Source organism: Chryseobacterium sp. MDT2-18 (assembly GCF_030815285.1).
Classification (GTDB): Bacteria; Bacteroidota; Bacteroidia; order Flavobacteriales; family Weeksellaceae; genus Kaistella; species Kaistella salivictor.
On sequence record NZ_JAUSWQ010000002.1, the window covers coordinates 19785 to 32601 of the forward strand.

Annotated in this window: 10 protein-coding genes; 6 read left to right on the plus strand and 4 right to left on the minus strand. The window is 36.5% G+C overall.

Annotated features, from left to right (window positions below):
* Nucleotides 1-183: 183 nt before the first annotated feature.
* The 4 genes from fabG to QF004_RS02020 all read right to left on the minus strand — a co-directional run bounded on the left by fabG (nucleotide 184) and on the right by QF004_RS02020 (nucleotide 4191).
* Nucleotides 184-927: a 3-oxoacyl-[acyl-carrier-protein] reductase gene (fabG, locus tag QF004_RS02005; RefSeq protein WP_133439250.1), complete on the minus strand. Its 744-nt coding sequence runs from the start codon at nucleotides 925-927 to the stop codon at nucleotides 184-186.
* A gap of 10 nt (nucleotides 928-937) precedes the next feature.
* Entirely contained in the window at nucleotides 938-1672 is a 735-nt protein-coding gene (rsmI, locus tag QF004_RS02010) for a 16S rRNA (cytidine(1402)-2'-O)-methyltransferase (protein WP_307422200.1), read from the minus strand.
* A 99-nt stretch (nucleotides 1673-1771) separates the two neighbouring features.
* Nucleotides 1772-3148: a UDP-N-acetylmuramate--L-alanine ligase gene (gene murC / locus QF004_RS02015; protein ID WP_307422202.1), complete on the minus strand. Its 1377-nt coding sequence runs from the start codon at nucleotides 3146-3148 to the stop codon at nucleotides 1772-1774.
* A 17-nt stretch (nucleotides 3149-3165) separates the two neighbouring features.
* Entirely contained in the window at nucleotides 3166-4191 is a 1026-nt protein-coding gene (locus tag QF004_RS02020) for a hypothetical protein (RefSeq protein ID WP_307422203.1), read from the minus strand.
* Between the two features lie 61 nt (nucleotides 4192-4252).
* Here QF004_RS02020 and QF004_RS02025 point away from each other — a divergent pair, with 61 nt between their 5' ends.
* The 6 genes from QF004_RS02025 (at nucleotide 4253) to QF004_RS02050 (ending at nucleotide 12739) form a co-directional block, all read left to right on the plus strand.
* Complete coding sequence (locus tag QF004_RS02025; RefSeq protein WP_133439246.1) at nucleotides 4253-4843, plus strand: thymidine kinase; 591 nt, start codon at nucleotides 4253-4255, stop codon at nucleotides 4841-4843.
* Entirely contained in the window at nucleotides 4840-7284 is a 2445-nt protein-coding gene (locus tag QF004_RS02030) for a bifunctional UDP-N-acetylmuramoyl-tripeptide:D-alanyl-D-alanine ligase/alanine racemase (RefSeq protein ID WP_307422206.1), read from the plus strand. Before QF004_RS02025 ends, QF004_RS02030 begins: the two co-directional genes overlap by 4 nt.
* A complete protein-coding gene (locus QF004_RS02035; protein ID WP_133439244.1) occupies nucleotides 7285-9450 on the plus strand; it encodes a patatin-like phospholipase family protein in 2166 nt (721 codons plus the stop codon).
* A gap of 3 nt (nucleotides 9451-9453) precedes the next feature.
* Nucleotides 9454-9867 carry an rRNA maturation RNase YbeY gene (gene ybeY, locus QF004_RS02040; RefSeq protein ID WP_307422207.1) on the plus strand — a complete coding sequence of 138 codons (414 nt, stop codon included), beginning with the start codon at nucleotides 9454-9456 and terminating at the stop codon, nucleotides 9865-9867.
* A gap of 148 nt (nucleotides 9868-10015) precedes the next feature.
* Nucleotides 10016-11875, plus strand: a complete 1860-nt coding sequence (mnmG, locus tag QF004_RS02045; RefSeq protein ID WP_307422209.1) for a tRNA uridine-5-carboxymethylaminomethyl(34) synthesis enzyme MnmG — start codon at nucleotides 10016-10018, stop codon at nucleotides 11873-11875.
* Between the two features lie 45 nt (nucleotides 11876-11920).
* The gene (locus tag QF004_RS02050) at nucleotides 11921-12739 is read left to right on the plus strand and encodes a class I SAM-dependent methyltransferase (protein ID WP_307422210.1); all 819 of its coding nucleotides are present in this window, start codon (nucleotides 11921-11923) and stop codon (nucleotides 12737-12739) included.
* Nucleotides 12740-12817 lie beyond the last annotated feature (78 nt).

Below are 12817 nucleotides of genomic sequence, written 5' to 3' on the forward strand. Positions count from 1 at the left end.
TACTAAAAATCTAAAGTGGCGTACGATAAATTTTTAGTAAGAAAAACATCATTGGAATCTAGCCCAGATCGAAGCGGCATCCTTTTTCTTTTTTCCCGAAAAAGAAAAAGATATAGCGGAGAGCTGGACTGCATTTTATAAGAAGCGAAAATTTTGTAGCTCCTTTAAAAGAAATTTACAGAATTAAGTCAACATTCCACCATCAACATTTAAAACCTGTCCTGTGATATAATTGGACCTATCGCTCGCTAGGAAAACACAGGCATTCGCCACATCTTCCGGCTGACCGCCTCGTTTCAAAGGAATTGCATCTCTCCATCCCTGCACGGTTTTTTCGTCTAAAGCAGCCGTCATTTCAGTTTCAATAAATCCTGGAGCCACCGCATTGCAACGGATATTCCGGGAACCCAGTTCTAGTGCGATCGATTTTGAAAAACCAATTACACCGGCTTTTGACGCCGCATAATTGGCCTGTCCAGCGTTACCTTTTACTCCAACGACCGACGTCATATTGATAATTGACCCCGATTTTGCTTTCATCATTGGCTTGATTACCGCTTTGGTCAGGTTGAATACCGAATCCAAATTCACTTTTATGATGGTGTCCCAATCGTCTTTTGACATTCTGAGCATTAAATTATCGCGCGTAATTCCGGCATTATTGATCAAAATATCGATTTTACCAAAATCTGCAAGCACATCCGCAGCTAACTGCTGAGCCGCATCGTAATCGGAAGCATCTGACTGATAAGATTTTACCTTGGTTATCTTTCCTAATTCTTGCTCCAAAGCTTTTGCTTTATCGACAGAACCGGCGTAGGTAAAAGCAACCTCTGCTCCTTCTTTCGCAAAAACTTCTGCGATTCCTTTTCCGATTCCGCGTGTTGCTCCTGTGATCAGGGCAACTTTTCCTTCTAATAATCCCATATTCTTTCGTTTATTTTTCTAGGTTTTTGTATTTATTTTTAGACAAAGGTTTCTCGTCTTCATCTTCTTTCGTGTCAACATTATTGATAATTAAAACGATTTCCCCTTTTAAAGTTTTACTTTTGGAAAAGTCAATTAACTCATTGATATTCCCTCTTTTAGTTTCTTCAAATTTCTTTGATATTTCGCGGCTTAAACTCACTTTTGTCTCTTCACCAAAGAATTCTCTGATCTGTTCTAAAGTGGTATTTATCTTATGTGGACTTTCATAAAGAATGATGGTTTTTTTCTCTTCTGCCAACTGTTTAAGTTTGGTTTGCCTTCCTTTTTTCTGGGGTAAAAATCCTGCAAATAAAAACTCATTATTCGGTAATCCCGAAACCACCAAAGCCGGAACAAAAGCTGTTGCTCCCGGTAAACACTGCATTTCTAATTTTTCATCGGAAACTGCTTTTGCCAACAAATAACCTGGATCTGAAATTCCCGGTGTTCCTGCATCGGTAATAATGGCAATGTTTTGTCCGTTTTTTAAATCGTCAATTACTTTCTGCGTCGTCTGATGCTCGTTATGTAAATGATACGATTTTAATGGTTTAGATATTTCATAATACTTCAAAAGAAAACCCGAAGTCCGGGTATCTTCACATAAAATATAATCGACTTCTTTCAGAATTTTTACCGCTCTGAAAGTCATGTCTTCTAAATTCCCAATCGGTGTTGGAACAAAATATAGGAGTCCGCTCATTTTTTATTTTTTTCTATGGGAATGAATTCCAACATATTATATTGATTTGCGTTGGAATAAATTCCGACGCTCATTTTCATTGGGATAAATTGCAACGCATTACAGATGATCATACAGTTCTTTGCAAAAATGCTCTAAGCCAGGATCTCTCGCACCCATTAACAATAAAACTGTTCCGGGTTTTAATTCCGGTTTTAGAGCTTCCAGCAGTTGGTTTCTGTCTTCTATAAAATGGGCGTTTTTGCCTTTTGCTTTAATTCCTTCGATTAAATCATTGGCTGAAATATCTTTCACAGCGGTTCCTCCTGCGTAGAAAATTTCGCTCATCCAAATTTCATCCTGTGGTCTTAATGCCTCGGAAATTTCCTGAATGAAATCGTCTTTCAAAAACCGTGTCGGTCCGTAACCATGAGGCTGAAACCACGCAATCACTTTCTCCGCCAAAGGTTGACAGGCTTTAATCGAAGCGGCACATTTCGCAGGATTGTGGGCATAATCATCAATGACCCAAACTCCATTTTTCTGTCCGAGGATTTGATGGCGCCGGTAAATTCCCTCATATTTTGCTAAACTTTCGGCACAGGTTCTCAAATCAATGCCGATCTGATGAGCCACAGCAATTGCAGCCGCTGCATTTTCCACGGAATGTTGTCCTATAGAATTCATCTGAAATTTCTGGGTCAGAACTTCAAAGGTTAAAGAAAAACCCTCCTGGTTAAAATTCTCAGCAGAATAACCAGCCTCTTTATTTTGAAATCCAAAGTCATTTTCCGAATTCGCCGACAATGATCTACCCAATGTATTGGATTGATTTACAACGAATAAACCTTTTGTATTCCTTTTAAAAATGGTAAATAATTCAATCAATTCACCGATTTCCTGATGATCTTTATCAATGTTTAAAAGCAGTCCGATTTCCGGTTCATATTGAACAACAGATCCGTCGCTTTCATCGGCTTCGATGATTAACCATTCTCCTTTTCCAACCGCAGCATTTCCTATTTTTCCTTCTTTGATAATGCTTGTCAATCCTGCACCGGAAATAATACTCGGTTCAAAATCAGCATCTAATAAGATTTGGTATAACATCGCCGAAGTGGTCGATTTCCCTGAAGTTCCGGCAACAGCAATTGTTTTTTTACTTTCAGCTATAACCGATAACAGTTCGCTTCTTTTAATAATTTGAATTCCGAGTTCTCTGGCTTTCTGAACTTCGTAAACGGTATCTTCAATGGCGGTGGAAACTACGATTAAATCGGTTTTTTCAGTGATTCCGGTTCCGTCCTGAAAATAACATCTTATTCCTTCGGCTTCTAACTGTTCCTTGGTTTTGTTGTATTCGCCGGGATGAAAATAGCGGTCGCTTCCGGAAACTTCTTTTCCAATTCCTTTTAGATATTGAGCAATGGCGCTCATTCCGACTCCCGCAACGCCTATGAAAAAGACATTTTGGAAATCTGCTATATTTCTTATCATATTCAAAGTTTCAGGGCTTACATAAATTTATTTTCTACCAGATTCCAAAGTCGTTGTGCGTATTCGTCAACTTTACTCCAGTCTTTTCGGTAATAAATTTCGCTCAGATATTGTTTAGCTTCTTCCAAAGTATTGAAGCTGTTTAGTTTTTCGATGGTTTCCTTTAGTTCCTCCTCATTTCCGGCAAATAAACTCTTGGCGAATGCTACTTTATCATTAAGGTCGAGTTTGAATTCAGTTTTTTTTCTTTCCGCCTGCATAAAATCTGTTTTAATATTAGATTTCAATAAACTGCCTTCATCCTTGCGCTCTTTCGCTGGCATTTGCTCTTCCAAAGAATCGATATCAAATAATTGCTGCACCATTTTCAGGCCTTTGATATTTGCGAGCTTAAATTTTTTCTCAGCTTGTTGGTGTGCACTTTCTCCTTTATCTTCAGGAATTTCAGTGGTGTTTTCAACCAAAGATTCGTGTTTACTGAACTTCACGATTTTTCTTCTCCGCTCCTCCAATTCTTCCAACTCTCTTTCTTTCTGCGCAACTCTTTCTGCATAATGAGCTTCCTGCTGTTCAATAATTAAAGGGATTTCTTCATTATGTCCTAAATCCAGTTCAGAAATAAAATCTGTTTGAATTCCATCATTTGGTTTTTCCCAACCTTCAGTATCCCAAGAATTATGGACCGTTTTTTCTTCAGTCTCAATTTCATCTTCAAAATCATTCAACTCATTGGTGAATTTTACTTCTTCTTCAATATGATCGTCTGCAAAATCATTTTCATTAAATCCGGTGTGTTCAGGTGATTCATCGATCGTTACATGATCATTAATAAATTGATTATCGGTATTTTCACCAGATAAAATGCGGGCAAAGCTGTCTTCATTTTTTTCTAAAATTCTTAAAAAAGCAATTCTGTCTGTCACTTCGGTAAATAAATCCTGTTTTGCCAGAAGTTCATCTTTTGAATTAATTTTACAGAGTGTTTCGAGGATTGTTTTGGTTTCAAAAAAAATTTTATCGTATATATCTTGGAGACTTTGCATATCAGAATCTTATTAAATTTCCGTAATTTTGGGCTTTTAAATCTTACGGCTAAATTAACAAATGTTTTTAGAAAATACAATAAATCACGCAAAACAAAGCGGCTGGATGGAAGTTATCTGCGGCTCGATGTTTTCGGGAAAAACTGAAGAGTTAATCCGGCGGTTGCGACGTGCAGAAATGGCAGGACAAAACGTGGAAATCTTTAAACCAAAGCTGGACACAAGATATGCAGATGAAGACGTGGTTTCTCATAATCAGAATAAAATCCGCAGCACTCCTGTAGAAAGTCCGAGCGAGATTTTATTACTAGGTTCTAACTGCGATGTGGTGGGAATTGATGAAGCACAATTCTTCGATGAAAGTATTGTAGAAGTTGCCAACAAACTGGCGAACAGCGGAATACGTGTTGTTATCGCCGGTTTGGATATGGATTTTATGGGCAGACCATTTGGTCCTATACCGAACTTAATGGCGACCGCAGAATATGTTACGAAAGTACACGCCATCTGTAAACGAACCGGAAATCTCGCCAACCATTCTATGAGAACCTCCACCAATACAGATCTGGTGCAGTTGGGTGAAACTGAAAGTTATGAAGCCGTCAGCAGAAAAGTTTTCAATGAAGAGTTTCTGAACAACGAAAAAAAATGAATTACACGACCAAACAAATTGCAGAAATTACAGGATCCCAATTAATTGGTGATGAAAATCTACACCTCAAAAATATAGCCTACGACAGCAGAACATTATTTTCCGTGAATGATACTGCTTTTCTTGCGATCAATACTTCAAAAAATTCCGGTGAAAAATATATTCAGTCAGCCATTGAAAAAGGAATCGACATCATCATCTCTGAACATTATTATTCCGACTATAAAAATATCACCTGGATCATTGTTGATAACTCCATACAATTTCTCCAAAAAATTGCGAAATATCATCTGAAACAATTTTACCTAAAAACAATCGGAATTACGGGTAGTAACGGTAAAACTATTGTTAAAGAATGGCTATATCAATCGTTATTTCATGATTATGCGACCGTAAAAAGTCCGAAGAGTTTCAATTCACAGCTGGGTCTTCCGCTCTCTTTGCTTGAAATTAATAAAAAACATCAGTTAGGAATTTTCGAAGTTGGAATTTCAAAACCTGCGGAGATGAAAATTCTTGAAGATATTTTCCCGCCACAAATCGGCGTTCTTACCCATATCGGTTCTGCACATTCTTCAAATTTTGACTCTGCTGAAGATCTTATTGATGAAAAAATTAGATTATTTGAAAATTCAGAAACGATCATTTTTAATGGAGATAATGAATTGGTTTATAATAAAATAACTGAGCGGTATTCAAGTAAAAAATTAATATCATTTGGTTTTAAAAACCGCAATAAGGTCTTTATCAAAAATGATTGGAAAAACAGATCGCAAGAGGTCTTCATTCAATATTTTGAAGAAGAATTTTCTGTTCCTGTTAACCAAAGAGATGAAGCTACGATAAGCAATGTTTTGTGTGTGATTTCAGTTTTGAAAGAATTTGGTTTTGATAACTCCAAAATTGTAGAGAAACTGAATTCTTTGAAATCGGTTGAAATGCGCCTGGAAAGCGTGAATGGAATAAGGAATAATCTCATTATCAATGATTCATTCAATCTTGATTTAGATTCTTTAAAAATTGCATTTCAGCATATTAACGAATATAATAAACCGAATAAAGTTTTAATCCTGACCGATTTTGTGGAAGGTAAAAATGCAGACCAGCTATATCAGGAAGTCGCTGCTCTAACCAATGAGCAACATTTTAAGTCCGTCTTTCTCATCGGAAACGAAATCACTAAACTGGAAAGATTGTTTGATGCTAAAACTTTTACTTTCAGTAACACGGCAGAACTTATTGACAACGTATATCTTAACCAAATAGAAGATCATTTAATTTTACTGAAAGGTGCACGGAAGTTTGAAATCGATAAAGTAAAATCTTACCTCGAACTACAGAAACACGATACCGTTTTAGAAGTAAATTTAAATTCTATCCTGCACAACATTAATGTTCATAAAGCATTACTAAAACCTGAAACCAAAATGATGGCGATGGTAAAAGCGTATTCTTACGGTTTAGGAGGTTACGAAATTGCGGAATTCCTGCAGCATCATCACATCGATTATTTAGGCGTGGCTTATGCAGATGAAGGCGTAGATTTACGGAAAAACGGTATTACAACGCCGATTATGGTAATGAATCCGGAACAGCACAGTTACAATATCATCATCGATTATAAACTGGAACCGGAAATTTATAGTTTTCGGGTGCTCGAACTGTTTAATGAGAAACTGATTCAGAAAGGAATTCAACATCGATATCCTATTCATATCAAGTTAGAAACTGGAATGCACCGTCTTGGTTTTAAGAAAGATGAACTGAGTATGCTCATTGAAAAGTTGAACTCTATGAACGTTAAAGTAAAATCTATTTTCAGTCATTTATCTTCATCTGATGATGATCAGGAAAAGGAATATACTTTAGCACAAATTCATATCTTTAATGAAAATTCACTGGCACTTATTCAAGGGATTAATGATCAGCCAATTAGACATATTCTTAACACTTCAGGAATCGTCAATTTCTCTGATTATCAATTTGATATGGTTAGGATCGGTATTGGAATGGTGGGAGTTTCCGCCCATCCTGAAATTAAAAAACAACTGAAAAGTGCAGTTACCTTTAAGACGGTAATTTCACAAATATCAACTGTAAATAAAGGTGAATCGGTCGGTTATAACCGAAAATTTAAAGCATTGGAGAATACCAATATCGCTACAATTCCCGTTGGTTATGCAGATGGAATCCCAAGATTGGTAGGAAATAATGCCGGTTTTGTAGGAATTAGAAAGAATCTTTTCCCGATTGTCGGGAATGTCTGTATGGATATGATGATGATTGATTTAGGAGATTTTGTAGCGAAAGAAGGTGAAGAAGTTATTATCTTTAACTCCAGTCCATCGCTTGAAGAGTTTGCCTCCTATTGTAAAACAATTTCTTATGAAGTATTAACGTCTATATCCCGACGAGTTAAACGTATTTATATCAAAGATTAAATGAAAAAATGTAGTATCTGTTTTCTGTTTTTATTACTCGCTATTACTTTAAATGCACAGATTAAGGAAGGTTTTACCATCCCTAAGCACCCCAAGATTGGCTTATCTCTTTCTGGTGGAGGAGCTAAAGGATTTGCACACATCGGTGTTTTAAAGGTTCTTGATTCTTTAGGCGTGAAGGTCGATTACATCTCCGGAACGAGTATGGGCGCAATTGTTGGGGGATTATACGCTTCCGGCTATACCGGAAAAGAAATAGAAAAAATCGTGATGGACACAGACTTTTACTCGATTCTTGCTAACGAAAAGACGAGACAGGAAACTACCTTTTTTAATAAATCGGTTGATAATTACATTCTTACGGTACCTATAAAAAATGGGAAAATCAACGTTTTGCCAAAGGCGATCTCTACCGGTCAAAAGAATATCTATTTGTTAAAAGAACTCTTTAAAAACGTTTCTACCATCACCGATTTCTCTAAGTTACCTATTCCTTTTATGTGTGTGGCCACGAATCTTGAAAGTGGGGATATGAAACTCTTTGAAAGTGGCGATCTGGTAAGTGCTATTATGGCAAGTTCTGCTTTTCCGTCTTTAATGGATCCGGTAAAAATTGGCGACTCGCTCTACATCGATGGAGCAATGACCATAAATTATCCATCTCAACCATTAAAAGAGAAAGGGATTGATATCGTCATTGGAGTAGATTTGAGCCAAGGTTTAGCCAGTAGAAAAGATTTACAGTCGGCAATATCCATTTTAAACCAAGTGATTGATTTTGGAATTCAGAAAGAAACAAAAATACAGTACAATTATACAGACATCAATATCCATCCAAATTTGGAAGGGATGGGAGCAACAAGTTACGATGCCAAAAAAGCCATTCTTGATTCGGGTTACGTAGAGGCCCAGAAATACATGCAGACCCTTTCATTACTGCCAAAAAAAGATCAAAAATTGCTGCGCGCACCCATGAGTACCGTCTATTCTAATGTCTATAAAATCGATAGTCTCATTCTTTTTAACGGTTATATTTTTAAAGAGAACTATGTCTTAGGTAAAATGAATCTGAAGGTCCCTTCTCTTCAAACCTACGGCGGAATCAACAAAATGATTGATAAATTATATGCGACAAATAACTACCGTTTAATCAATTATGATATCGTTGAGCAGGATAATAAAAATTTCCTGAAATTAAATGTTACAGAAGATGACACACGCTTCTTTTTACGTTTTGGACTGCATTACGATGAAATTTTCAAAACCGGATTAATGCTTAATGCTACAGCCAAAAGACTTCTATTTCGCAATTCAACCGTTTCCCTTGATGTTGTAGTGGGTGACCGGCCGCGGTATTATTTTAATTATTTTATTGACAATGGTTACATTCCGGGATTGGGTGTTTATGCATCAGGGATATCAATGGATCTAAACGATGAAACTGGTAATGTTTATGACAAGTGGAACTGGTTTCGGAACGAAATATTTCTTCAATCGATTTGGCGCGATAAATACGCAGTGGGTGCAGGTCTAAGTAATGATTATTTTGAATCTAAACCCTTTGGAAGTTCAACCTTTACCGCATCTGAAAATTACATCAATGCCTACGCTTTCATTAAAAGTGATACTCAGGATGACCGAAATTTTCCTACTAAAGGTTTTTTATTGAATGTAGAAGGGAAAGTTTTAGATATCCTGCACAAATATGATGATGGGAAGACGTTACAGGCAAAAATAACTACACAGCTGAATTTTCCCATCAATTCCTGGCTTACTTACCGTCTTGGGTTAGTTGGTGGATTTACAATTGGTGATAATTTAAGTCCCTATTACAATTATCGTTTAGGAGGTATTTTTGAACAAAATTTAGGTAATCTAGTAAGCTTTCAGGGCTATCAATTCGGTGAGGTTATTGGCAGAAACATCCTAAGTTCATCAAATACACTTCAATTCAGAGTGGCAAAAAGCTATTTTATAGACACCAATATTTCATTTGCTAACCTTTTTGATGATCACAAGGTTGATAATATTTTACATATATCAGAATCCTCGGCAGGACTTACGGCAGGTTATAGATCACCTTTCGGACAGATAAAAATTAATTACAGTCAACCATTAAAAAATAAAAACGGGATTCTCAGTATAATTCTGGGACATTGGTTTTAAAATATGATACAGTATTTCTTTGAAGACGTCGATCCAATAGAAATCACCACCAAAACGAGTGAGTGGTTAAAAAAACTTATTACTTTAGAAGAAAAGAAAGTGGGTAAAATAAACTACATTTTTTTATCGGATGAAGGACTGCTTAAAATAAACCGTGATTTCCTCCAACACGATTATTATACCGACATCATCACCTTCGACTATGTGAAAGGGAAAATTATTTCGGCAGATATTTTTGTATCTTTGCCCCGCATTTCCGACAATGCGATATCGCATGCAAAAGATTTCAATTCAGAATTACACAGAGTTTTAGCCCACGGCCTTCTTCATCTGTGTGGGTATAAAGATAAAACAGACGAAGAAAAATCTGAAATGCGGAATAAAGAAGATTTCTATCTAAATATTTTAGGATTTTAATCCCGCTGTTAAATATCTTATCGTCCCTCTTTTGCCTGTTTCAGGCATCTCAGGAAAACAATAGATACCACTTCTATCGGGGCTAAAGTTTAGAAATTTTAACCTAATTTTTAGTAATGTTTCACGTGGAACATATCAATACATCAAAATGATAAACGAAATATACGACGTTATTGTAGTAGGCGCTGGCCACGCTGGTTCAGAAGCTGCTGCTGCTGCTGCCAACCTTGGTTCCAAAACCTTGTTGATAACAATGAATATGCAGACCATCGGGCAAATGTCCTGTAATCCTGCAATGGGCGGAATTGCAAAAGGACAGATTGTACGGGAAATAGATGCGATGGGTGGTTATTCTGGGATCATTGCAGATAAATCTGCAATCCAGTTCAAAATGCTCAACCTTTCTAAAGGTCCGGCAATGTGGTCTCCGAGAACACAAAATGACCGGATGTTATTTGCAGAAGAATGGAGAATTGCTCTTGAAAAGACCCCTAATCTGGATTTTTTCCAGGACATGGTAAAAAGCTTAATCATCGAAAACAACAGAGTTGCAGGAGTAATCACTTCTTTAGGACTTGAAATAAGAGGAAAATCTGTTGTCTTAACCAACGGAACATTTCTAAACGGAATAATTCATGTTGGCGATAAGCAATTGGGTGGTGGCAGAATGGGAGAACCTCGCGCCTTCGGCATCACAGAACAGTTGGTTACTCTCGGTTTTGAATCAGGCCGTATGAAAACAGGAACTCCTCCCAGAGTAGACGGAAGATCACTGGATTATTCTAAGATGGAAGAACAAAAAGGAGACGAAAATCCTAAAAACTTCTCTTATCTGGAAAGTCCAAAACTAACCAAACAGATGAGCTGCCATATCGTTTACACCAATGAAACCGTTCATGAAATACTACGCGAAGGATTCGACAGAAGTCCCATGTTCAACGGTACCATTCAAAGTATAGGTCCAAGATACTGTCCCAGTATTGAAGATAAAATCAATCGCTTTGCTGAACGGGAACGCCATCAGTTATTTGTAGAACCGGAAGGATGGAGAACAGTTGAAATTTACGTGAACGGTTTCAGTTCTTCACTCCCCGAAGACGTTCAAATTAAAGCAATGCGGCACATTCCCGGCTTTGCAAATGCAAAAGTATTTCGCCCAGGCTATGCTATTGAATACGATTACTTCCCTCCTACTCAATTAAACCATACTTTAGAAACAAAGCTCATCGAAAATCTTTACTTTGCTGGTCAGATTAATGGAACAACGGGCTATGAAGAAGCAGCAGGACAAGGATTAATTGCAGGAATCAACGCTCATAATAAAGTCCATGAAAAAGAAGCTTTTACTTTAAGCAGAGACGAGGCCTATATCGGTGTCTTAATCGACGATCTCATCACAAAAGGTACTGATGAACCCTACCGCATGTTCACTTCAAGAGCAGAATACAGACTGCTGCTACGACAAGATAATGCTGATATCCGACTCACCGAAAAATCTTATCATTTAGGTTTAGCAAAAGAAGAAAGACTTATAAAAGTACAAGACAAAATTGCAAAAAGCAATCAGTTAGAGAGCTTTTTGAGAGATACTTCTTTAAAACCAGGGATTATTAATCCTATCCTTGAAAGTATTTCTTCCGCAGCAGTTGATCAGGGTTACCGCTCGGCTCAGATTTTAACGAGACCAAATATGACTTTAGCAAAATTAGAAGAAATTGATTTTATTAAAGAAGCGACTCAGCATTACTCTACCGAAGTAAAGGAACAGGCTGAAATCAACATTAAATATAAAGGATACATTGAGAAAGAAAGAGATAACGTTGCCAAATTATCACGTCTGGAAACTATCAAAATTGCAGATAATTTTAATTATGATAATCTAAAATCACTCTCTGCAGAAGCGAAACAAAAGTTCAATAAAATAAGGCCAAAAACGATTGCACAGGCAGCAAGAATTAGCGGTGTTTCCCCTGCTGATATTAATATTTTATTAATCTATTTAAAGTAATGTTTCACGTGAAACATTTTATAAATTATACTTGCTCTCTCATCTATGAAAGTTAAAGACCTTTTTCTGACTCAAGAACAATTTGAAATTAAAGAAACTGCCATTCCCGGAGTTCTGAAAACATCACCCGTACCTCAAAATATTTCTGACTATTATGACAGTGCAGAATATATTTCCCACCATCAGGATTCCGGATCTCTCAAAGAAACCGCTTATAAATTTCTACAGAATTTCAATCTAAATTACAAACGTAACATAATGATTGACTTTGTAGGAAAACATAAAAAAGTTTTAGATTACGGCTGCGGTGCCGGCGAATTCCTCAAATATATTGAAGATGATTTCGAAACATTTGGTTTTGAACCCAGCGAATCCGCCAGTGAATATACGATTCAAAAGGTACGTAAAACTAAGATTATCAATAATATTGATTTTATTAAAGAAGAATCTTTAGATGCAATTACGCTTTGGCATGTATTCGAACATATTGAAAATCAAGACGAAATACTAAAAGCATTTTACAGCAAATTAAAAGAAAACGGCGTCTTGATTATTGCAGTTCCTAATGTAGCTTCTTATGATGCTTTGAAATATAAAGAATTTTGGGCCGCCTATGATGTACCCAGACATCTTTATCATTTTTCAAAATCGGGCATGCAAAAATTGATGAACAACAAATACTGGAAAATCAAAAAAATAAAACCTCTCCTACTCGACTCGTTCTATATTTCAATGTTAAGTGAAAAATATAAAAAATCTCCACTTTATTGGTTAAAAGGAATGATCCATGGACTGATTTCTAACATAAAAGCATCAAAAACAGGCGAATATTCGAGTTTGATATACATTATCGAAAAAAAATAGTTATTCGATTTTTGATGTATTTATGAAAGTCAATTTTGAGCTGATTTGAACAAAAAACTTAATTTTACTGTTTTCTCT